24 protein-coding genes and 1 pseudogene are annotated in these 23,161 nt (G+C 41.9%); 7 read left to right on the top strand and 18 right to left on the bottom strand.

What is annotated here, in order from left to right; genetic code table 11:
- Positions 1 to 34: 34 nt before the first annotated feature.
- Positions 35 to 2,212, bottom strand: a complete 2,178-nt coding sequence (katG, locus tag LY624_RS19780) for a catalase/peroxidase HPI (RefSeq protein WP_130151974.1) — start codon at positions 2,210 to 2,212, stop codon at positions 35 to 37.
- 262 nt (positions 2,213 to 2,474) lie between these two features.
- Between katG and LY624_RS19775 the strand changes: the two genes are divergently transcribed.
- On the top strand, positions 2,475 to 2,732 hold the full coding sequence (locus tag LY624_RS19775) for a hypothetical protein (protein WP_130151975.1): 258 nt from the start codon (positions 2,475 to 2,477) through the stop codon (positions 2,730 to 2,732).
- Between the two features lie 62 nt (positions 2,733 to 2,794).
- Here the strand turns inward: LY624_RS19775 and LY624_RS19770 are convergent, their stop codons facing one another.
- Positions 2,795 to 4,168, bottom strand: a complete 1,374-nt coding sequence (locus LY624_RS19770) for a GAF domain-containing sensor histidine kinase (RefSeq protein ID WP_130151976.1) — start codon at positions 4,166 to 4,168, stop codon at positions 2,795 to 2,797.
- Positions 4,169 to 4,440: 272 nt separating this feature from the next.
- On the opposite strand from LY624_RS19770, the gene LY624_RS19765 reads away from it, so the two are divergent.
- From LY624_RS19765 to LY624_RS19755, 3 genes are all read left to right on the top strand, one after another.
- Positions 4,441 to 5,331: a tetratricopeptide repeat protein gene (locus LY624_RS19765; RefSeq protein ID WP_130151977.1), complete on the top strand. Its 891-nt coding sequence runs from the start codon at positions 4,441 to 4,443 to the stop codon at positions 5,329 to 5,331.
- 216 nt (positions 5,332 to 5,547) lie between these two features.
- Entirely contained in the window at positions 5,548 to 5,847 is a 300-nt protein-coding gene (locus LY624_RS19760; protein ID WP_130151978.1) for a helix-turn-helix transcriptional regulator, read from the top strand.
- A complete protein-coding gene (locus LY624_RS19755; RefSeq protein ID WP_130152428.1) occupies positions 5,837 to 7,048 on the top strand; it encodes a type II toxin-antitoxin system HipA family toxin in 1,212 nt (403 codons plus the stop codon). The genes LY624_RS19760 and LY624_RS19755 overlap by 11 nt, the downstream gene beginning before the upstream one ends.
- Before the next feature lie 188 nt (positions 7,049 to 7,236).
- Here the strand turns inward: LY624_RS19755 and LY624_RS19750 are convergent, their stop codons facing one another.
- The 4 genes from LY624_RS19750 to LY624_RS19735 all read right to left on the bottom strand — a co-directional run bounded on the left by LY624_RS19750 (position 7,237) and on the right by LY624_RS19735 (position 10,901).
- Positions 7,237 to 7,947, bottom strand: a complete 711-nt coding sequence (locus tag LY624_RS19750) for a nuclear transport factor 2 family protein (RefSeq protein WP_130151979.1) — start codon at positions 7,945 to 7,947, stop codon at positions 7,237 to 7,239.
- 70 nt (positions 7,948 to 8,017) lie between these two features.
- Entirely contained in the window at positions 8,018 to 8,758 is a 741-nt protein-coding gene (locus LY624_RS19745) for a ferredoxin--NADP reductase (protein ID WP_130151980.1), read from the bottom strand.
- 212 nt (positions 8,759 to 8,970) lie between these two features.
- A complete protein-coding gene (gene deoD, locus LY624_RS19740) occupies positions 8,971 to 9,672 on the bottom strand; it encodes a purine-nucleoside phosphorylase (RefSeq protein WP_036972525.1) in 702 nt (233 codons plus the stop codon).
- Complete coding sequence (locus LY624_RS19735; RefSeq protein WP_341804459.1) at positions 9,672 to 10,901, bottom strand: phosphopentomutase; 1,230 nt, start codon at positions 10,899 to 10,901, stop codon at positions 9,672 to 9,674. The genes deoD and LY624_RS19735 overlap by 1 nt, the downstream gene beginning before the upstream one ends.
- 191 nt (positions 10,902 to 11,092) lie before the next feature.
- Here LY624_RS19735 and udk point away from each other — a divergent pair, with 191 nt between their 5' ends.
- The 3 genes from udk (at position 11,093) to LY624_RS19720 (ending at position 13,853) form a co-directional block, all read left to right on the top strand.
- Positions 11,093 to 11,722: a uridine kinase gene (udk, locus tag LY624_RS19730; RefSeq protein ID WP_054553619.1), complete on the top strand. Its 630-nt coding sequence runs from the start codon at positions 11,093 to 11,095 to the stop codon at positions 11,720 to 11,722.
- Positions 11,723 to 11,740: 18 nt separating this feature from the next.
- Entirely contained in the window at positions 11,741 to 12,964 is a 1,224-nt protein-coding gene (locus LY624_RS19725; protein WP_054553401.1) for a NupC/NupG family nucleoside CNT transporter, read from the top strand.
- 157 nt (positions 12,965 to 13,121) lie between these two features.
- On the top strand, positions 13,122 to 13,853 hold the full coding sequence (locus LY624_RS19720) for a substrate-binding periplasmic protein (protein ID WP_341804458.1): 732 nt from the start codon (positions 13,122 to 13,124) through the stop codon (positions 13,851 to 13,853).
- On the opposite strand, the gene LY624_RS19715 is transcribed toward LY624_RS19720, so the two are convergent.
- From LY624_RS19715 to LY624_RS19660, 12 genes and pseudogenes are all read right to left on the bottom strand, one after another.
- Positions 13,850 to 14,614 (bottom strand): substrate-binding periplasmic protein, encoded by a 765-nt coding sequence (locus tag LY624_RS19715; protein ID WP_237119296.1) that lies wholly within the window; start codon positions 14,612 to 14,614, stop codon positions 13,850 to 13,852. The genes LY624_RS19720 and LY624_RS19715 overlap by 4 nt on opposite strands.
- A gap of 109 nt (positions 14,615 to 14,723) precedes the next feature.
- Positions 14,724 to 14,933: a cold-shock protein gene (locus tag LY624_RS19710; protein ID WP_130151984.1), complete on the bottom strand. Its 210-nt coding sequence runs from the start codon at positions 14,931 to 14,933 to the stop codon at positions 14,724 to 14,726.
- A gap of 245 nt (positions 14,934 to 15,178) precedes the next feature.
- The gene (locus LY624_RS19705; protein ID WP_341804457.1) at positions 15,179 to 15,883 is read right to left on the bottom strand and encodes a hypothetical protein; all 705 of its coding nucleotides are present in this window, start codon (positions 15,881 to 15,883) and stop codon (positions 15,179 to 15,181) included.
- Positions 15,871 to 16,617, bottom strand: coding sequence for an iron transporter (locus tag LY624_RS19700; RefSeq protein WP_341804456.1), 747 nt, complete (start codon positions 16,615 to 16,617; stop codon positions 15,871 to 15,873). Before LY624_RS19700 ends, LY624_RS19705 begins: the two co-directional genes overlap by 13 nt.
- Entirely contained in the window at positions 16,604 to 16,924 is a 321-nt protein-coding gene (locus LY624_RS19695; protein WP_130152429.1) for a cupredoxin domain-containing protein, read from the bottom strand. Before LY624_RS19695 ends, LY624_RS19700 begins: the two co-directional genes overlap by 14 nt.
- Before the next feature lie 19 nt (positions 16,925 to 16,943).
- Positions 16,944 to 18,254, bottom strand: coding sequence for an ATP-binding protein (locus LY624_RS19690; protein ID WP_341804455.1), 1,311 nt, complete (start codon positions 18,252 to 18,254; stop codon positions 16,944 to 16,946).
- Entirely contained in the window at positions 18,254 to 18,913 is a 660-nt protein-coding gene (locus LY624_RS19685) for a response regulator transcription factor (protein WP_063703908.1), read from the bottom strand. The genes LY624_RS19690 and LY624_RS19685 overlap by 1 nt, the downstream gene beginning before the upstream one ends.
- A 3-nt stretch (positions 18,914 to 18,916) precedes the next feature.
- Positions 18,917 to 19,564, bottom strand: a complete 648-nt coding sequence (locus LY624_RS19680; RefSeq protein ID WP_445936747.1) for a tetratricopeptide repeat protein — start codon at positions 19,562 to 19,564, stop codon at positions 18,917 to 18,919.
- A gap of 20 nt (positions 19,565 to 19,584) precedes the next feature.
- A complete protein-coding gene (locus LY624_RS19675) occupies positions 19,585 to 20,361 on the bottom strand; it encodes an SDR family oxidoreductase (protein WP_341804454.1) in 777 nt (258 codons plus the stop codon).
- A complete protein-coding gene (locus LY624_RS19670) occupies positions 20,358 to 21,047 on the bottom strand; it encodes a TenA family transcriptional regulator (protein ID WP_105173768.1) in 690 nt (229 codons plus the stop codon). Before LY624_RS19670 ends, LY624_RS19675 begins: the two co-directional genes overlap by 4 nt.
- Before the next feature lie 12 nt (positions 21,048 to 21,059).
- Positions 21,060 to 22,517: pseudogene (locus LY624_RS21370) on the bottom strand (AMP-binding protein); the annotation flags it as partial.
- Entirely contained in the window at positions 22,514 to 23,155 is a 642-nt protein-coding gene (locus LY624_RS19660) for a thermostable hemolysin (RefSeq protein ID WP_341804453.1), read from the bottom strand. The gene LY624_RS19660 and the pseudogene LY624_RS21370, both read right to left, overlap by 4 nt.
- Positions 23,156 to 23,161: the final 6 nt, after the last annotated feature.

Below are 23,161 nucleotides of genomic sequence, written 5' to 3'. Positions count from 1 at the left end.
TTCTGTAGCCTTTTGGGTGTAACATCATATCAAATTAAATATCAAAGCGGTCGGCGTTCATCACTTTAACCCACGCATCGACAAAGTCTTGTACAAAACGCTCTTTGTTGTCGTCTTGTGCGTAAAACTCTGCGTATGAACGCAAGATTGAGTTTGAACCAAACACTAAATCAACACGTGTCGCTGTCCACTTGGTAACCCCAGTGCTGCGCTCAACAATATCGTAGAAACCTTTGCTTATTGGCTTCCACGTGTAAGCCATATCGGTTAGATTGACGAAAAAGTCGGTGCTTAATGTACCCACGTTATCAGTAAACACACCGTGTAACGTACCATCATAGTTAGTACCCAACACACGCATACCACCAACGAGTGCTGTCATCTCTGGCGCTGTTAAGCCCATTAATTGTGTACGTTCTAGCATCAGCTCTTCAGCAGAAACTGCGTAGTCTTTTTTCTGCCAGTTACGGAAACCGTCATGAATTGGTTCAAGCACGTCGAACGAATCAGCATCTGTCATATCATCCGTTGCATCACCACGACCAGGCGCAAATGGCACGGTTATATCAACGCCTGCTGCTTTTGCTGCTTGTTCAACCGCAGCTGTACCACCAAGTACAATTAAGTCTGCAATGCTTACTGGTTTGCTTAAACCCGCTTGCACAGATTCAAGCGCACTGAGTACTTTTGCTAAACGTTTTGGTTCGTTACCTTGCCAATCTTTTTGTGGCGCAAGACGAATGCGTGCACCATTTGCACCACCACGGTGATCTGAGCCACGGTAAGTACGTGCGCTATCCCATGCAGTTGTAATAAGGTCTGCTTGGCTTACACCACAGTTAAGTAGCTTGGTTTTAAGCTCGCTAATTTCGCTGTCTGATAATGTGTAATCAACCGCAGGGATCGGATCTTGCCAAATTAGATCTTCGCTTGGTACATCTGCACCTAAGTAACGCGATTTTGGACCTAAGTCACGGTGTGTGAGTTTAAACCATGCACGTGCAAACACATCACTAAAGTATTCAAAGTCATCGTTAAAACGCTCGATAATCTTACGGTAGGTTGGGTCCATTTTCATCGCCATATCGGCGTCGGTCATAATTGGGTTTAGACGAATTGATGGATCTTCCACATCAACTGGCTTGTCTTCTTCTTTGATATCGATTGGTTCCCATTGCCATGCACCTGCAGGGCTCTTCTTAAGTTCCCACTCGTAGTTAAGCAGCAAGTAGCAATAACCGTTATCCCATTTCGTTGGGTGAGTTGTCCACGCACCTTCGATACCCGACGTCATCGTATCACGACCAATACCGCGTGAATTATGGTTGTTCCAACCAAGGCCCTGCTCAAACACATCTGCCGCTTCCGGCTCAGGGCCAACGTTTGCTTCGCTGCCGTTACCATGCGTTTTACCTACGGTATGACCACCGACTGTTAATGCCGCAGTTTCTTCGTCATCCATTGCCATACGGGCAAATGTTTCGCGAACTTGTTCCGCCGTTTTAAGCGGATCAGGGTTACCATTCACCCCTTCAGGGTTTACATAAATTAAACCCATTTGTACCGCAGCAAGCGGATTTTCCATCGTGTCGGGTTTTTCTACATTGGTGTAGCGTTCATCACTTGGTGCTAGCCATTCTTTTTCAGCGCCCCAGTAAACATCTTTTTCTGGGTGCCAAATATCTTCACGGCCGCCAGCAAAACCAAAGGTTTTTAAGCCCATTGATTCGTAAGCCATATTACCAGCTAAAATCATTAAATCGGCCCAAGATAGCTTGTTACCGTATTTCTTTTTAATAGGCCAAAGTAAACGACGTGCTTTGTCTAGGTTAGCGTTATCAGGCCATGAATTTAAAGGCGCAAAACGTTGGTTACCTGTACCACCGCCGCCACGGCCATCTTCTAAACGGTATGAACCCGCTGAATGCCATGCCATACGGATCATTAAACCACCGTAATGACCCCAGTCAGCAGGCCACCACTGCTGGCTTTCAGTCATCAAGTTTTTTAAGTCAGTTTTTACAGCTTCAAGATCGAGCGATTTAAATGCTTCAGCGTAGTTGAAGTCTTTACCGTAAGGGCTAGTTTTGCTGTCGTGTTGATGAAGAATGTCGAAATTAAGAGAATTTGGCCACCAATCTGTATTTGATTGTGCGGTGACAGTGTTACTACCATGCATAACTGGGCAGCCGCCCGTTTTTCCATTACTCATTGTATGCTCCTCAAAAGCTAAAGATATGACAGATATTTATGTATTAATACTGATACGTCTTTGTCATAAAAAAGGATTTCCTGTTAATAATGAATCACTAATCACTTAGAATTTCCCGTTGCTTTAAACTATAGGGGCAGTGCAAAAATAAAGCTAGGCCTGTCTTTATTTTTAAATCGATTGTATTAATTGAAAAATCTGATTTGAGTTATTGGCAAAAGTCATACATTTTATAAGGGTATTCATTGACGGTGAGAAAATCATGAAAGCCATAAACCCGCAGGTTGCAAGACAACTAAGTATTAACTTTTTTATCGCTAATTTACCTTTATTAATGTTAACAGGAATGCTTGTTGCCTCAATTGTTGGGCTGGTGTTTCGAAGCCCAATTTTATTTTGGCTCACACTGATAATGACGCCTCTGGCTATAAATCACTTATATTCAAGAAGAAAAATTAAGCAATTTTGCAAGACAAACTCATGCGATAATTTATCTTGTCTTGGCAAAGCTGTTGATTAAAAATTAATTTTATTACCCAGTCACCAGATTATTTAACCTGCATTTAGCTTAAATTTTGTTTATTAAGCTATATTAATAGGCAGTTTTAAGGTGACTGAGACACCTTGATTAGGCTGACTAGCGACGTTAATTTCGCCTTGCAAGGCTTGGGTTGCAAGGTTATACACTATCGACATTCCCAAACCGCTTCCACCTGTGCCACGCTTAGTGGTAAAAAATGGTTCAAATACTTTATGCATCACCTCATCAGTCATTCCACAGCCATTATCTTTATAGCAAAGTGTGTATATTCCCTTTTCATCATCTAGGTGAACGCTAATATCAATCACATTGTGTTCTTTCCCAATAAAACCGTGTACACAACTATTATTCACTAAATTTAAAATGATTTGACTGAGTGCTCCTGGAACAGTTATTAGTGTAAGGTCATCTGCACAGTCAATATTAACAGTAACATTATGGCTGCGTGTTAGAGGCACTAAACTGTGAACGATATTCTCGAGGTAGGCTTTAATTTGAGTTTCTAATAAATTTAACGAAGATTGATCAACCGCAGTTTGCTTGAAATCGCTGATCAGTTTTGCGGCACGCTCTAAGTTAGTAAATGAAATTTTTATGCATTCATTTAAATGATTCATTCCTTCTAGCAACGCGTGCTTGGTTAACGTATTGGCACTTATGAGTTTATCAAGCTCAGTAAGTTTATCTTTTGCTGAACTATTTGCTGTAACAGCAATACCAATCGGTGTATTTACCTCATGAGCAATACCTGCAACTAAGTTACCCAAAGAAGCCATTTTTTCAGACTCAATAAGCTTTTCTTGCATTTCTGTAAGCTCATTTAGCGTTTTTTCAAGAGTGCGGGTTCGCTCTGCCACACGGTGCTCTAAATGTTGGTTAGCCCTTTCTAACTCTGCATTTATTCGCTCATTCTCCTGTGCCGACAGCGCACGCCCATACAGATCTGCTAATGCGCCAATAAATGAACATTCATCTTCAGTCCACTCTCGTTCTCCCCCTATATGTTCACAGCAAAATATCCCTATCATTTTTCCTTTGTAGCGTATTGGCGCATCAAGCATGGCACCTATGTTTAAAGGGGTGAGGTAACTTTCACTAAATTCGTAAGTCGCAGGGTCGGTGTGAGCATTAACAGCGGTAATAGTCCGTTGCGTATCAAGGGCTTTAAAGTAATCAGGGTAGGCGTCTCTTGGAAGCACTAGCATTTGAATTTCTTTGCCATTTTCTCTATCAAGTAAAAGGCGACATTCGATAGCCGTATTTTCTTCATTCAGTAACCAAATACCCGCTCTGCCTATTTCTAGACCGTCTAACACTGCATTTAAAATTAAACGTTCAGCTAATTCAACGTTACCACTATCAAGATCTGAAGATATTGATACTCCATAGAGTAGTTGGACTAGTTGTTGGCGCATCACTCTCACCTTTTAGTTGTAAGACCCTTTAAGTCTAGACGAACAAAACTGATCTAGCATATTGAAAATAAATTTTTAGAAACTCTTTTAGTATTAAGTAGTTGTTCAGATACAAATAGCTATATTACACCTAACTCCTGTTGATACCCCTTACAACTTTATGTTGTTTATGCAGTTTAACCAGCTCACCCTACGAGCTGGTTTTTTTTGCCTAGTCCACAGTGCTCACGCATGTTACAGTTAGCCTAGAATTCACTATAAATGAATAAGCTATGCGTTATATCTTACTATTAATTACCCTATTAATGAGCCTTTCAACCCTTGCTAGTGCTCAAAACGAAACAGAAAACCGCCCTGCGCTGACAGAAGCCGAGCAACAGCAAGCTCTCGATAAGCTACAAGAGCCTATGTATAAACCGCTCTTAGAGCGCTATATTCTTGATGAGCTTAAAGCTGTGCGCCAAGATCAACAAAAGTTACGCGAAGATGTAACAAAACAAGTCGCTCACACTCAATTAGATACTGCTGATCGTGCTTTAACTTATACAACGGACACGATAAATAATGTCTTCTTCATTATCACGATTACTGCATCGATCTTGGTTTTAGTAGGCTGGAATTCATTACGCGATGTGAAAAATAAAGTAGAAGACATCGTAAATACACGCGTGAGTGCGATCACTAAAGAATATGAAGAACGTCTTAAAGTATTAGAAGAGAAGCTACGTGAACGTTCTGAAGAGATTCTGCTCAATCAGCAAAAGATCTCAATCACAAACGAAGTGCACTCTTTATGGATGCGAGCTAATTTAGAAAGTGATGTTGCGAATAAGATTGAAATATTCGATGAAATTTTAAAACGTAAACCAGAAGATGTTGAAGCTATTGCCTACAAAGCAGATGCGCTACTTGAGATAAACGAAACAGGCGAAGCAATCGAGTTATGTAATCAAGCACTTGAAATAGATAGTGACTATGGTTATGCGTATTGGCAACGAGCCTGTGCGTATGCTTTATTACACAAACATGCAGATGCGATTGCTGATATTCGTATGTCTTTGGAATATTCACCAAATCTTCGCAATGAATTATTACATGAAAGTGCCTTTGCAAGCTTACATGATAATGAAAGCTTCAATTCGTTGGTAAACGAAACGGCTTAGCCAAGACGCGCGAAGGATACGTTGGGTCGAGCGGAGCGAGACCCAACGTAAAGGAGCTTTAAGCCGTAGGTGCTAGAACGCGATATGAAATCGCTGCTACCACGAATCTAATAATTTTCCCCTTATAACTCGCTAACTTTGTCTCCCTCTCTTGTAAAAAAAACAAATACCGCTAAACTAATCATTAAACACCTAATGACTTATAAAGTAATCAATATGCGTTCTGAGCAGGCTGTAAAAATGGCACAAAAACTGGGAGATTTGATTCGCCAGCACCGAACTCTTCATTATACGCAAAGTACATTTGCGAAAATGATTGGGGTATCACGTTCGACTGTACAAAAGTTAGAACAAGGTGATGTCGTGAAAAGTGATATTCTTTTTGAAGCACTGGTTGTACTTAACTTACAAGGAGCGCTTCTTGACGAAATAAATGAATTAGCAGCCGACGTAGGTGGATACAATGCTCGCCAACGTAAACGAAATTCACCACAGGAAATTAATGATGACTTCTGAGTGCTATGTATTTATAGATGGTTTAGAAGAAAAACCCATTATCTGTGGTTACTTTAAATTAGATAATCAATCGGGTCGCGGTGAGTTCAACTATGGTAAGAGTTATTTAGCCCGAAGCGATGCCTTTGCTCTAGACCCAATACATCTTCCATTAAAGTCAGGGATTTTTAGTTACACCGCTAATAAAGGAGTGTTTGGCGTATTGAGTGATGCAGGAGCTAACTCATGGGGCCGCAAGTTAATTCTTTCGCTTCATAATACAAAACCTAAAAACGAGCTAGAGTTTTTACTAGCAGGCTCTGGGTATGGTGTAGGAGCTCTTGTTTTTAGTCTCTCTCGAAGTGCCTCAAAACATAAAACTAACAAAAACACCTTGTCTGATTTAGCCTTACTAAACCAAGCTAAAGATGACTTGCTGGCGAATAAAACAATTTCAGAAGAAGCTAAGAAAGCATTTGAGTTTGGCCAAAGCATGGGGGGAGCTAGACCAAAGACCTCTATACAAATTGACAACAAACTCTACTTAGCAAAATTCAATCGCCAAGATGATTTATTCAATTTAGTCAGAGCCGAGCATGCTGCAATGAAAATGGCAGAACAGCTTGGCATTAATACTGCTCCTACCTTCATTCATGAAACACATACCGGTGATGTGCTACTTGTTGAGCGATTTGATGTATGCAATGGTTTACCAACACACCACTTTTTAAGTGCAAATAGCTTACTTCAAAAACCCAAAATTGCTATGAGTGACCTTTCAAGTAACTACTCATATGGTCAATTAGCTGAATTCATTAGGCATCAAACAATACAAAATGCAGGCGATGCTGAAGAGCTGTTTAAGCGAATGGTGTTCAATGCGTATATTGGTAATACAGATGATCACACTCGCAATCATGCATTCCTATATTCATTTTCACAAAAAAATTGGCGATTAAGTCCAGCCTATGACATCACTCCAATCAACAACTCAAAACAACATGGTCTTGGCTTTGGCGATGATGGGCGTTATGCAAGTAAAAGCAATTTTTTATCTCAGGCAAAACGGTTTGGATTAGCAACTTCAGCAGCAAAAAATATCATTAAAGAGATAGAAGAATATTGCAAAGATTGGCCGATTCACTTTAAACACTTTGCAGACGTTAGTGATGAAGATATCACTCGTTTAAAAGGTGTAATTCCCGAAATAAATGAAGGTTGATAGCAAAAAAGCATGAAACAAGTTTCACGCCTACATGTAGCCGCAGGTTTATCCCGCGTCATTAGGTGCTAGGATTTAGGTGCTGGCGCTTGGTTCTAGGTGCTAGAACGCGATGTGAAATCGCTGCTACCACGAATCGAGTAACTTTCATCTACCCAAAAAAAAGAGCAGCTGAGCTGCTCTTTTTTCTAACGGAAGAATAACACTTTGGTTATTTTACCGTTTTCGATTTGGTAACTTGTTACAAATTCAGCCCGCTTATCAACCACATTCGGGTCTTCTGAACAGGTTTCTGATAACTCATGATCAATCACTATATTGCCATGCACAATACGTTTAATTGGCGATGATTTAATACACTTTAATTTTTTAAACATGATGCCGTAGCGAGCTATAAGCTTCTCTTTTCCTGTGAACATAAGCTCATTAGGAAACGTATAAAACTCAACATTTTCGTCATACATTTTAATAAAAGCATCAATATTACGGGCGTTATAAGCGGCAATAACTTGTTCTATAACCGCTGTTGCCTCTCGTGACTGACGCGCCTTTTCTTGCTGTTTCTCAGTAAGTGCTTTTTTAGCTTTAGCAACAGCTTGTTCAGCCTCATTTACAGCCTCTTGTTTTTCCTCTGCGGTCTTAGGCTGTTCTGCAGGTGCAGGGTTTTGTGAACCTAATACCTTACTGTCATCAACCTCAGCCACCGGTTTTTTAGCTTGGGCTGAGCTCGGTACTTGCTGAGTCGCTGACTTCTGTTCAATAAATTCAAGGCTATCGACGTCTTTCTTTTCAGGTTCGTTTACTGAAGCTGGCTGAGCTTGCTTTTGTTCAGTGCTTAACTCTGAGGCAGCCAATTGCCATGAAATAAATAGACTTATTGCAAAAAGTAACGGTTTCATAGTTTTCCTAAACAGACCATGCTCATTTGAGGCGCTAAAGTAGCAAATTCTAGCTATTAGGCATAGCTTTTTACCAATATTGCTCAACAGTTATATGACCAGGATCACGACGCCTATTGCGGCTAAAGCCAAGCTCTAGCAAAATAGCTGTTGTATCTTTCACCATTTCTGGATTACCACAAATCATAAATTGTGTAGTATCAGGCACAGCAGGATGACCTGTAACATCAAACAAACGGTGGTCTTTAATTACATCTGTGATCCGACCATTAAACCCCATTGTGACTGACTCTCGGCTGACTACAGGAGAATAATGCAAGTTTGGCTGCTGCTGTAGTAGTGCTTTAATGCGATCTTGGTAGCTCAAATCTTCATTAAGGCGCACCCCATGCACAAGATGAACATGCTCAAACTTTTGCCATACTTCGCCTTGCTCTAATATTGAAATAAAAGGCCCTAGTGCCGTACCTGTACTCAGCATATAAAGCTGCTCACTGCTTGGCACTTCATCAAGGGTAAAAAAACCTGTGGCGCGGCGCTCAATAGTCACAGAGTCACCTGGCTTTAATTGTGCCAGCTGCTGAGAAAGTTGACCGTCTTTAACGTTGATAAGATAAAACTCAAGATCTGGGTTATTTGGCGCATTCACATAAGAATAGGCACGTGCTACCCGTTTATCACCGACTTGCATTGCAAGCTTTGTAAACTGCCCTGCCGTGAATGGTTCGACATCGGCATTAACGATTAAGCTAAATAGTGAGTCGGTCCACCATTTAACGTCTTTTACCTTAGCTTCAACCCAATTAGACATACACATCCTCAGTTGTTGTTCCTCTATTAAAAGTGGCAACAGTTGGTTGAATTTTCAAGTTTTAAGGGACAGTTGCGAGATGCGAAGAGGATTTTACGCGAGGTAAATAAGTTAGCTATAAAAAAAGCCGCATAAATGCGGCTTTGAGGTTAGTCTCACTTCACTTTGGGCGTGTCTCCAAATTTCAGTGAATACGTTACCAAGGAACTTGTTTAAATTGATTCTAAAGCAATTTTAACCATTTCGTTAAAGGTGCTTTGACGCTCTTCACTTGGTGTCGCTTCACCAGTGATTACGTGGTCACTTACAGTAAATAGTGCCATCGCTTTTGCGCCGTATTCAGCGGCTACGCCGTACATGCCAGCTGTTTCCATATCAACAGCAAGTACGCCTAGCTTGTCTAATTCTTGATAGAATGTGTTATCTGCTTGGTAGAATGTATCTGTTGTAAATACATTACCTACTTTCGCTTCAATGCCTAATTCTTTTGCTGCGTTTACGCCGTTTAGTAGTAAACCAAAATCAGCAATTGCGGCAAAGTCGTAACCACGTACACGCGCACGGTTTACGTTTGAATCTGTGCTTGCACCTTGTGCAAAGATAACGTCACGGATTTTGATATCGCTACCAATACCGCCACAGGTACCAATACGAATTAGATTTTTAACGCCGTAACTAACGATCAATTCACGGGCATAAATTGACATTGATGGAATACCCATCCCAGAGCCCATAATACTAACTGGTTTACCTTTGTAGGTACCGGTAAAACCATACATATTACGAACGCCTGTCACTTGTTTTGCGTCATCTAAAAAGTTTTCAGCAATGTATTGAGCGCGAAGCGGATCACCCGGCATTAATACCGTTTCTGCAAATTCGCCTACATTGGCGCTGATATGAGGAGTACTCATTATTGGTTTCCTTTTTTGTTCGCTAATAGCTTGTCGTTAAAACTATCACCGTATTCAAGTGCAGGAAGATTAAACCACTGGGCAAGGGTTTGACCTATGTCTGCAAAACTAGCTCGTTCTCCAAGCGGGGTGCTTGTCATTCCCGGTTGGTATGCAAGTACTGGCACGTATTCACGTGTATGGTCAGTGCCTGCTGCTGTTGGATCACATCCGTGATCGGCCGTGATAATTAACACATCATCACTATTTAGCTGATTTAAGATGGTCGGTAGGTAATCATCAAACTCTTTTAATGCTTTAGCATAGCCAACTGCATTACGGCGATGACCGTACTTTTCATCAAAATCAACTAAGTTTGTAAAAATCAAACTATGCTCAGGTGCGCTTGCAATCACTTCTGAGGTTTTCTCAAGCAAGTTCATTAGCCCTGGCGCTTTGTGTTTTTGGGTGATGCCTTGGTGCGCATAGATATCGGCAATTTTACCAATACTGATCACTTCACCGCCGTCTTGCGATAATTTATCAAGCAAGGTTGGCGACGGTGGCAACACCGAATAGTCACGACGATTACCTGTACGGGCAAAATCGTCACGGCTCGAACCCAAAAATGGCCGCGCAATCACTCTTCCTATGTTCATTTCATCAAGCAGCGCCCGTGCGATTTCGCAAACCTGATAAAGTTTCTCCAGTCCAAATGATTCTTCGTGCGCGGCTATTTGAAACACGCTATCAACTGAGGTGTAGCAAATCGGCATACCGGTTTGCATGTGTTCTTCACCTAGTTGCTCTAAGATGGTTGTTCCTGAGGCATAGCAGTTACCTAAAATGCCAGGAATCTCTGCACGAGCAATTAGCTCGTCAACAAATTCTTGCGGAAAACACGGCTGTGTATTTGGGAAGTAACCCCAATCAAATAACACAGGTACACCGGCCATTTCCCAGTGTCCTGAAGGCGTGTCTTTACCACTTGATAACTCTTTAGCGTAACCCCATGCGCCAATAGGCGCTTGGCGGTCACTGACTAAACACGGTTCTTTACCTGCGGCTTCGCATGCATCGGCCAAACCTAAACGGGTAAGATTAGGTAGCGATAAGTGCTCACCGGTTTCTTCAGCATAGGCTTTGAGTAAATGAGCGAAAGTATTAGCGCCTACGTCACCAAACTTCTCTGCGTCAGGTGCTGCGCCAATTCCTAGGCTATCTGCCATTAAGATGAGTGCTCTTGCCATGGGTACCTCGTTATCAATATGTGAATACTTTATATGCTCTTCGAATTTTTGGTACAGGACATAAGTCCTGTTTCATAAAACAGAAACATTATAAATTTGCACCTCTGAGCGAAGCAAAAGAGATTAATCGTGTCTTTTTTGCTATTGTGATCTACCTAACAATGTTTCCTTCTGTGTGGGCGAGAACTTTAGTGACACGAACAATTATAGCTATTGCTGGCGCATCTGCGTCGGGCAAGTCTCTTTTTAGCAAGACAATTTATAACGAATTAGTCAATGAGCTTGAACCGGGCGCGATCGCAGTGATCGAAGAAGATGCTTATTACAAAGACCAGTCGCATTTGCCGTTTGACCATCGAACGCAAACCAATTACGACCACCCTGATGCTTTCGAGCATGAGCTTTTGCATGAGCACTTACTTCAATTACGCGCTGGAAAATCAGTAGACGTACCAACTTATGACTATGCAATGCATACCCGTAGCGATGAAACGCGCCGAGTTGCACCTGCAAAAGTACTTATCGTTGAGGGTATTTTGCTATTGAGTGATCCGGCACTTCGTAAAGAATTTGATATTAAGGTGTTTATAGATACACCGTTAGATATCTGCCTTATGCGCCGTATGCAACGAGATATGGAGCAGCGTGGCAGAACATTACAGTCCGTTGTTGATCAATATCAAGCGACAGTGCGACCTATGTTTTATCAGTTTATTGAGCCATCAAAGCACAAAGCTGATCTCGTAGTCACACGCGGCGGTATGAATCGCGTTGCCATTGATATAATTAAAAGTAAAATAAAATATTTACTGCAACAATAACAACGGGAAATAGTCAGTATGACAACATTTATGAGCTTAGTAGGCATTGTTGTGCTACTAGGCATTGCTTTTGCGGCTTCGACAAACCGTAAAGCAATTAATTTAAGAACTGTGGGCATCGCCTTTTTACTTCAAGTGTTAATTGGTGGCTTTGTTTTGTTCTTCGAAGTGGGCAAAAACGTACTGGCAAGTATGTCACGAGGCGTTTCATCGGTTATTGGTTATGCCAATGACGGGATTAGCTTCTTATTTGGCTCACTGGCATCGCAAGATACTTTAGGGTTTATTTTTGCGATTCAAGTATTGCCCGTTATCGTGTTCTTCTCCGCACTCGTTGCTGTGTTGTATCACATCGGGGTGATGGATTGGATAATCAAGATTCTAGGTGGTGGCTTACAAAAGCTATTGAAAACCTCGCGCCCTGAATCGCTTTCTGCAACCGCCAATATTTTCGTTGGCCAAACAGAAGCACCATTGATTGTTAAACCATTTATCGCCAGCATGACTAAGTCAGAGCTGTTTGCGGTAATGGTAGGTGGCCTTGCTACCGTAGCAGGCTCTGTTATGGCAGGTTACGTAACAATTGGTGTAGAGCTTAAATACTTAATTGCAGCCAGTTTTATGGCGGCACCAGGTGGTTTCTTAATGGCAAAAATGATTGTGCCAGAGACCGAAACTCCAAAAGAAGATTTAGCAGATTTAGACGTACAAGAAGAAAAGCCGGTTAACGTAATTGATGCAGCCGCATCAGGCGCCGCAAACGGTATGCAACTAGCACTGAATGTAGGTGCGATGTTACTTGCTTTCGTAGCACTTATTGCACTTCTAAATGGGTTATTAGGCGGTATTGGTGGTTGGTTTGATCACCCAACATTAACGCTACAAGAAATTTTAGGTTACGTATTTGCACCCGTTGCATGGTTACTAGGTGTACCTTGGGACGAAGCAGTAATCGCAGGCAGTTTTATAGGTCAGAAGGTTGTAGTTAACGAATTCGTTGCTTACCTCGACTTTATTAATTATCGCGATACGTTAAGCGCGCACACACAAGCGATTGTCACATTCGCGTTATGTGGGTTTGCTAACTTATCATCGATAGCAATTTTACTAGGTGGATTAGGCGGTATGGCGCCTAGTCGGCGAAAGGATATCGCACGCTTAGGGCTCAGAGCAGTGTTAGCAGGATCTATGGCTAACCTCATGAGTGCAGCAATTGCAGGTTTTTTCCTCTCGCTAGCTTAGAAACTTAATGAGATGAGCCGTAGTTGCAAAACAATAGGATAGGACTTTAAGGGGTTAAAGGTCTATCTGACTTGAACGATACTTCACCAAGGGCCGCAAGGCCCTTTTATCGTTTTATGTGCTAAGATTTAATTACTAAGTCTTTTTAAGTACATAAATGAAATATTCTCTATTTTTATTCGCCTTATTATGTATAAGTTGGCCTGCTCATAGTGAACCGACATTAACAGTCGTGACCGAACTTTCTCCTCCCAACCAAACGCTAATTAACAACCAAGTTGCAGGCGACAGTACACAGCTTGTTAAGGCTATATTTGCCAAAGCTAATTTAACAGCCAACATTGAACTGTATCCGTGGGCACGCGCTTATAGCATGGCACTAAAAAAGCCAAATACGCTTATTTATAGCATGGCAAAAACACCTGAACGAGAAAGTAAATTCGAATGGATTGGAGCAGTAGCGACTTACCGCATGGGCTTTGTAAAGCTTACACAACGCGCTGATATTAATATAACAGCAAGCGAACAAGCTAAGCAGTATAAAGTTGCAGTTCAACGTGATGACCTTTCAGCAAAGCAGCTTTCTGAACGAGGCTATACCCTGATATACACTTCAGATATAACCCGCTCTTATCAATTGCTCATATCAGGCAAAGTAGACCTTATTGTCGATGATAAAAACTACATAGCGGCAATGGCAGACCAATTAGCACAAGACGAACACAACTTCACCTTTGCTCATACTATCGACTTCTTAGTTATGAATGGCTACCTTGCAGCAAATAAGAATACAGATCCAAATTACATTAAAGCACTGAAAGACGCTTTTTTAGATGTAGCAAAGAGCCAGACTTATCGAAAAGTGATGATGCAAACTGAATATAATTAGTGCTGACTGACCAAGTACTCATTTATTAACTTGTCTAACTTACCTTGTTTCATTAGCTTTTGATAGCTGTTTTGAAATTGCTCAACAATCTCTTTAGGCATATTTTTATTCAACGCTAAAAAGTTACCCGTCGTATCGTTAAGGGGGAGTTCTATTAACTTTACAACTTCTTGACCCGCATAACCGTATTGCATGAGTTGATAATGGAAGGATAATTCTGAGCCGATAATAAGGTCGAGCTTTCCCTTAAAGAATAAGTTAATGCATTCATAATAATGGCTAAATTTAAGTAAATTCTGCTCATTTTCAAAACCAATATTTTCTACAAACTGCTCATAAATACTGTCTCTAACCACACCTAGAGTGTAATCTTTCACCTCAGATAAATCTCGCGGATTAACTTGGGGATTCGATTTTAAGCGGTAAAAATAATTACGGGATGAAGCCATAGGTCCAACCCAATTAAATAAAGGCTCTCTATCTGGGATACGTGCTGTAGACACCAACCCTGCCATCGGCTCCTCTTGCGCTAAGTGATATGCTCTAGACCACGGTAATAAGACGAATCGACATTCAATATCTGCATCCACACACATTGCTCTTACAAATCGAAGGTTAATTCCTTCCAAGTAGCCTTTATTAGAGAAGTTATAAGGGGGAAACTGCTCGGTATAGATGGTCACACTGTGCTTGGCGTACACAACAGGTGTAATGTACAAACACGCTAATACAAGATATCTAAAAATGGCTAAAATACTCAAATACGACGACTGAATTAACTATAGAAATGTTCATGCTACCAGTCAATTTTTAGGCATAAAAAAAGCAAGCCGTAGCTTGCTTCTTCTTAATTTTTACTAAAAGTAAAAATTATAACGGAGTGATGTTATCCGCTTGAGGGCCTTTTTGACCTTGTGAAAGAGTGAACTCTACACGTTGGCCTTCAGCTAAAGTTTTGAAACCTTCGCTTTTGATAGCGCTGAAGTGTGCAAACACGTCTGGGCCATTTTCTTGCTCGATGAAACCAAAACCTTTAGATTCGTTAAACCACTTAACTGTACCTGAAACAACGTTAGACATAGTCATATTCCTGATATAAAAAATTAAACAATGCCCTTAATGGGCGGGTATAGCAAAAAATCAGATGGAACTTAAAAACTTCAGGACGGTACTACAAGTATTACTTATACAACAACGAAATAAAGATTTAATTACACGCTTTCTTTCTAGCTGCGCCATACTATATAGAGTTACTAGAATAAGTCAAACACTATCGAACGCTGCATAGGCCATCATAAACAGGGCTTGCAGATACTTTTGAATAATTAAAACTCAAACTCTAGCGCCAAACGAAAGCTATGATCTTTGCCCGACTGACTCAGCTCACTAATAAAACCAGCTTCCCATTTTAATTGATGCTTGGGGCTAAAACGGTGCAAACCTATAAAACCTGGGCCAACACCAAAAAAGTCTTCACCTGCGTAAATTTCAATAGATGGTTGAAACTCAGAGCGATAGCGATAACGATACTGGGCACGAAATTCACTTTCCCACTCGTTTTCAATATCAGCCCCCCACTCATAAACCACAAAGGCATTAAGAGTTAAACTCGTGCGACCAAACTCTTTTTCCCATAAGAAACCACTTGTCGCTTCATATGCATCTAGAGTGTGCTGTTTTTCAAGCTCAAATAATGCGCCCCAATCTGCCCATAAACGGCCTTGCTCAACTAGCTGCCAACGAAGCTCAACCTCGTAAGAAGCTAAACCAAAATCACCATTGTCATCGCGTTCTCCTACTAGATAACCTTCTAAGCTCATAGTATCGTTAATTGCACCACCAAAGCCTGCGCGCTGCGCTAGCACATTACCGTTATCAGTTTGCCTAGACACTAAACGCCACTCAACTTCACGCTCAAAGGGAAGCACATAAGGGTGATAAACTTTATCAACCACCATGCCATCTGCATGTGCGACTTGGCTGATACTTGCTAACAGCAAACAACTTAAACTAACTATTAAGAACCGCATACAGGCTCCTTGGTCTTTTTAATTTTTAAAACGCGAACTATGATGATAAATGCGAGTGTAGCAACGACATACACCCACAGCGCGGTTTTACTCGGCGTGGCTTCGTAGCCCACTAAGGCTTTTAATACTCGCCCAAGCTCAGAGTTTTCAACTAAAAACCCACGCCAATCTAAATAATTTGCGGTCACATCAAGTAAGTCGACCTGACTTGCTAAATCAAGAAGTACCAGTAACTTTGCTGTTGCATTGAAGGCTAGCAACACAATCAAAGGCTGCACGCCAGCACGCTTGGTAATACTTTCAAGCAAAAAGAACAGTAACACACCAAAGCTAATACAAATTCCAACACCTAGAAAAGTACCCAGTATTAATGGCTCAGCGGTATCTTTACTGTGCCAAAAACTGACTAAATAAATCATGTAATGGCTTAAATACAAAGCCATGGTTGCAATCAAGGCCAGCGCAGCCGCTATGCTTCGTTGCTGACAGCTAATTAATGCAGCGACAAAAATTATGATACACAGCAGCATTTGTATGAACTCTAAGCCTCGATGGTCAAATAACTGGCTAAGCCAAGCAGCAGTTTGTACAAATACCAAACTCATCAAGATACCAATAACGGCATAAATACTCACTTGGCGCTGGCTTAAAGGCACAATCAAGCTCAAAAGCACGGCTAAAATCACCACTGGCAGAAGCTGGTTAATGGTCATTAATAAACTAGTTATCAGCATCTTTCACCTGTGTAGCCACAACAGTTCCTCGTGCCGTATTAGGCGAAAACTCACCAAAAAAGTCATAACGCCCAGGGCTGAGTGGTCCGATATAAATGACACTCGTGCGACCTGGGTAGAGCACTTTTTCGCGGTTTAAGTCAAAACTATCGAATTCTTCTGGGGTGTCATCTTGGTTTTCGATCAAAAGCCGCAACTTCTTATTGGCAGGTACTTTAATTTCAGCAGGATAAAACAAATGCTCTTTTAAAATCAGCTTGTACTCTTTGGCATAAGCAAGCCAAGACGACATACATAGTAGCAACATAGAAAGCGCCAATATCCATTTATTCACTCACTTCTCCTTGCATAAAGGAGACACTCACTCGCAAGCCGCCAAGATGACTGTCAGCTAAAGCAATATCAGCGTTATAAATCGACACTATGTGTTCAACAATGGCCATACCCAGCCCAGCTCCTTGCTCACCTGATGGATGTTTATCGCCACCCACACGGTAGAAACGGTTAAAAATACGCTGTTTTTGAGCTTCATCAATACCAGGGCCTGAGTCATCTACTTGCCAGATAAAACGATTATTTTCGGCTTTCAAGGTAATACAAATCTCTCCCACAGCAGGGGTATATTTTATGGCGTTACTTAGTAAATTGCCAAACAAAGTAACTAAGGTAAATTCGTCACCTGCAATAACAAAATCATCGCCATCAATGCTAATGGTGTGCTCTTTTTCATCTATACGCTCATAAAGTTGTGCCACTACTTGCTGGCTAATTTCTAATACCGATATAGGGCTAAATTGTGCTTGCCATTGCTCTGGATAAGTACGACCCAAAATCAACATCTGTTCAACGATATTGCTCAGTTTATCAACGCCTTTTTCCATCGCATCAAGCTCAACACTCTCAACACCTTGAGCCACTAAATTATGCACATTGATTTTTAAACTACTCAGCGGCGTGCGCAGTTCATGGGCCGCATCGGAGGCAAAAAAACGCTCTCGTAAATAAGCACTTTCAACCCGTTTGAATAGATCGTTTAAGCGACTAATTACAGGTTTTATTTCTTGCTCTGGGGTTTGCCAAGGGATTGCAGTAAAGTCATTTGCTTGACGATGTTTAAGCTGATTTGATAACCGAGTTAGTGGTGCAAGCCCTTGTTTTACAAATACACTAATAAGGAGGGCAAGGATAGGCACACTCCATAGCAGCGGCGTCATGGCCGACAAAATCACGGTTTCGGTGAGTGCTACACGTTTACTCAAAGGCTCAGCAATAAGCACGCGCTTATTACCTTCGCTTAAGCGATACACTTTGACTCGTTGCCCTGCCAAGTTCTCAACACTAAACCCGGTTTGCCACTGACTTTGATTGCTAGGGTTATGCTGCAATGATTTTGAGCTTGAGGCCAAGCTGTCATCAACCCAAACTTGAAATAATAACTGCGGTAGATCACTCGTATAGGCAGGAGCTTCTTTACTGAGAGGCTGTTCGATTAACACATGCGCCAGCGTTACCAGCTCGTTATCAAGCAGTGCTTCAGCCTGATTCATACTTTCACGGTAACCTTTAGTAAATGCCAAAAAGCAGGTTAAGATCACCATAGACAATATAAGTAGAGTCAGCCTTTTACGAATTGACACTAGCGCTTACCCACCACATAACCAATGCCGCGTAAGGTTTTAATAAACTCTTTCGGGAATTTTTTACGCAAGTGATGAATGTGCACTTCGATGGTATTTGACCCCACCTCTTCGCCCCATTCATACAGTTTATTCTCTAACTGCTGTTTTGATTGCACGCGGCCTTGGTTTTCTAGCAAGGCTTTTAGGAGCATAAACTCTTTACGTGGTAAGTTTACTGGCTCACCTTGAAAACTCACGGTAAAAGCGGCGGTGTCCATTTCAACATCACCGACTTTTAAAGTGCTGGTCTGAGCTTGGGTCACACGCCTGCTGGCAACCCGAAGACGGGCAAATAATTCTGCGGGATCAAAAGGCTTTGCTAGGTAATCATCAGCACCTAAATCTAGCCCCATGACTTTATCATCAATACTGCCCCGAGCCGTTAAAATCACCACGGGCAGATTTTTACGATGCTTTTTGATGTGTTTTAAAATGTCGATGCCATCACCGTCTGGTAGTCCTAAATCAAGGACTACCAGCTCAATTTCATCATTTTGCAGCCATTGCATCGCTGACTTAACGGTCGAACTATGTTCTACACTGTATCCTTGTTGACGTAAAGAACGACACAGGCCTTCTGCCACTAAATGGTCGTCTTCAACGAGCAATAAATGCATAGTTTATCTCTTTATTTTTTTCTCTACCTTAGCCAATAGTTTAGTAATTTCTTGTTGGCGGTAAAGATCTGCTTTTGGTCTATCAGGGCGCGCTGGCGCTTGCTGTGCAACCAATAAAAACTCTCTAGCTGATTTATACTTGCGCTCGTCATACAGAAATGACGCATATAAATAGTTGCTATCGATACCACGCGGGTTTAGCTCAAGCGCTTGCTTAAACAATTTTTTCGCTTCATCGTCATCACCAAAACCAATTGGCCAACCTGGTACTTTACCGTATAAGGTTGCAAGGCTCGTGTATGCTGAGCCATCAAGCGCTTTTGGATCTAGGCTTAGCGCTTTTTCAAATTGTGCTTTCGCATCTTTTGCAAGACCTAGCGCACCTAAGCCCCCTTTTGCACCTGCATAGCTCGATAACACAATACCGTACCAAATATGGCTAGCTGCTTGCTGGTCATTGGCTTTGGTAAACTCTGCAGTTTCGCTCGCTAACTTTTCGAGTGCATCTAACTGCGCATCTTCAACTAATTCGTAATTAACCACTGCCCACTGTTTTTGCACCGAACTTAAATCGCTATTAAAGTCGGCTTTTGCAGGCGCAGCCATGATAACACCTAACATCATTAGGGCTTTAAAATTTAGTTTAGTCATAATCATTCACCTTAATCAATTTAGTTGGCAAAAAAACTTTTAATTTTAGGAAGTTGTTTTGCTATTGCGTTATCAACGAGTGATGGAAATGCACCGTTAATACGGGCAAATAATGTTTCTGGAAAACCAATAAAACGACGACGTTTTTTTGATTTAATTAAATCTATTAATGCATCAGCCACTTTTTCTGGCGGATCCATGGTGTTACCCAGCTCTTTGTTCATCGCGCGTACTTGCGGCGAATTAATCGCGGTATCGGTGGCACGGGGCGCTAAATACAATACTTTCACATCGCTGTGGCTGAGCTCTCTGGCAAGGGCTTCGGTCATCCCTCTTAGGCCAAACTTGCTTGCGCAGTACAAGGTTTGATACGGATAACCAATGCTGCCAAACGATGAACCAATATTGACAATCGTGCCTTTATTGCGGGTCACTTGAGGTAAAAACAGCTGACACAATTTAATAGGCACATGCAGATTAATATTTAACAGGTGATCAATTTGCTGTTCGCTAATTTCACTAAACCCCTGCATTACATTAACGCCTGCGTTATTGATTAGTAACGTTGCCCCGCCAATTTGCTGAGCAAACTTAGCAAGATCGTCGCGAGATTCGCTGTTACTTAGGTCAGCCTGAAAATACTCAGCATCATTGCTACATTCCAATTTAAGTGCAGCAAGTTGCTTCACATTTCGACCAACAAGTAATAAACGCCAACCTTCTTTTGCAAGGCGAAGGGCAATAGCTCGGCCAATACCCCCTGTTGCACCGGTTAGCACACAAACTGGGCTACTCATGCGCTTTGCTCCAAGTCAGCCTCGCTAAAGAAAGGTTCTGAATCGAGGTCACGGAAAATATTGCCGTACAGTTTATAAAAACATTTTGCGGCGTGAATGATGGCTTGCTGGTCGTCCTCGTTATCAATTTTGTTCATAAGATTTTCGAAAAACTTCACATGTTCAATATCCAGTGCACCGTGCGAAGTAAGGTAGGTAAACGCCTTTTTAGGTAAGCCTACAACCTCACGGATTTGCCCTGCTGCATTATCGGCTAATGCAATCGAAGTGCCTTCAAGCACATGAACCATGCCAAAGAATGCCAATGGGTTACCGCGATTAATTGCATCGTAGGCGTACGACACCATTAATTCGGTCGAAAACTGTGGACGAGAATGACGTACTAGCTCTTTATCAAAACCGCATGCTGCAATATCGTTTAGCACCCATTCTTGGTGGCCTAACTCTTCTTCGATGTATTCTGCAACAGCTTCGCGCAGCCACTCTTGTTTATCGCTCAGCTTTGCACCGACTGCCATCAGCAGTGGTACTGTATGCTTAACATGGTGATAAGCTTGCGTTAAGAACGATGCATATTCACTTAGGCTTACTTCACCTTTAAAAACGCGGCCAATAATCGGCGCAGCTAAAAGGTAGTCACGTTCTTTCTGTGTTTCGGCTTGTAATGTATTGAAAAATTGACTCATGCTCGTCGCCTCTTGATAAAGTGCTGAAATCTCTGTAGCAAAAAATTGATTAATAACATCGCGTTTAGGGCGATTATTGCTGGTTAATAAACCTTGCGTGTGGCTCATAGGCTCTGCCATTCGATGCCATTTTCTGATCTGTGCGTATTCGGGTAGTTGCGCGTTTAGTGCCGTAATATGGGTAGCAAGTTCAGCGTCACTCATCGCTTGGTTTGCATAGATAAGCGCGGCTAAAAATGCCTGACCTTCGCCAATCACCACCGCTTGTTGTACTTGGCTGTGGCTAAGCAATAACGACTCAGGCCACTCGGCGCTGATATTGCGCCCAAAGCTGGTGATCAGCTGATTTTTCAAGCGGCCTTGTATAATCAAGCGACCTGCTTGCTCAGTAACGAGATCGCCGGTTGCATACCAATCGTCAGCATTTTGCGCGGCTTGACCTAAGTACCCCAAAAACAATGAGCCTTTAATATAAAGCTGGCCATTTTCAATTTTGTATTGAATGTGCTTTAGCACTCGCCCTGCGGTGTCAATGTCATCATCAGTCTGTGTATTTAGGCTCACCACCGATGAAGATTCAGATAAACCATAGCCTTGATAAACAGGTAAACCGAGCTCACGGGCTTGCTTAATAAGCGCTTGGCTTACAACCGCGCCACCTACAGCAATAAACTTTAAGCTTGTAGGTGCTTGCCAGCCTTGCTTTGCAAAAGCCACTAAACAAGTCAGTAACTCAGGCACTAAAATAAGGGTATTTGGCTCAGTGCGTTCAATGGCTGCTATCAATTTGCGTGGTTCAAGTAACTGTGCACCAGAAAAGCCAAGTTCCGCTAAAGGCACTAAGTTAACTGTGCCACCTGCTAATAGCGGCGCATACACACCCGCTAAATTCTCAAGTAAAACCGGTAGCGGCAGTAAACATAAATGGTTTGGTTTTTCTAAACCAATGCTTTGATAAAGTGATGTTGCCACCTGTAATTGGCTTTCAAGTGATAAACACACGCCTTTTGGTGTGCCCGTTGAGCCCGACGTAAAGGTAATCTTTTGCGTGTTTGCAAAATATGGAACAGGCTGTGTATTACTCAATTGATAAACATATAAAGGGTAATGCTTACATACATCCACTAGCGCCACTAATTTTGCATGCTCACCTTCGTAAGCACGGTCACATACAAATAACCCTGCCCCACTGTTTTGCAAACCAAACGCAATTTGCTGGGCAGTAAAAAACGTTGGTAGTGGAATCGCCACTCTTTTAAGCTCGCTAAGCGCAGCTTCTAATACACACCAAGCGGGTGTGTTATCTAATTGGTAAGCAACCCCCTGAGCATCAAATTCAGCTAAGGTAGGAAGCAAACGAGCCACTTGTTCTGTAAATTCTTGCTTAGTTAGTGAGCGCACACCCTCACTTTGATGGCAAACCATCAAGGTGTCGCTATCCTTATGCGGTAACTGTGTTAACCAGCTCATAACGCCTCCAAATAGATAGCCAATTCAAGGGATGACTGTAAACACTGCTGTTTGATATTGAATAAAACGGGGGTATTTAATACACGTTGATGTGCTTCGTTTAGGTCAACCACACAAATGGTTGGTTGATTGTCGTAATAGCTACCCCAGCTTGCTGGATCTTGTAGTGCTTGTGCATTGGCAACACCGATTTCTTTGCAATTTACACCCAGCATTTTTAGTAACGCTCTCACTTTGCGGGTTGCACAAAACACTAAATATTTTGCCCCTGCTTGATAGAGTGCTTCGTTCATTAAAACAAAATGTGCCAAGGTGGCTTTTCGATGCGTTGAGCATAAATTACCTAGCTCAAAAATGTGCTCACGCTTGGCACCGACAAAGTGCTCAATAGACGCAGGGAGGTATTGTTCAATAAACAAAGGTTGTGATGCAGAGCGAAGACCTAACGTACATACTTCATCATCAACATTAAGCTCACAAAGAAGCGGCATGAACTGCGAAATTTTCGCATCATAAGCTGCAGCAAAACCTTGCTTGATATTACGCTCAAGACGGTCACGGAATTGACCTCCTTCACGCGTGCAAACAAAGGCAGGCTCTTGAACTTGAGTTTGATGTGATTGTTGAACTGAAAGCATAATTGT

Source organism: Pseudoalteromonas sp. N1230-9 (assembly GCF_032716425.1).
In the GTDB taxonomy this organism is placed as follows: domain Bacteria; phylum Pseudomonadota; class Gammaproteobacteria; order Enterobacterales; family Alteromonadaceae; genus Pseudoalteromonas.
The sequence above is the reverse complement of the archived record's forward strand: the minus strand, read 5'-3'. Positions and strand labels throughout refer to the sequence as shown.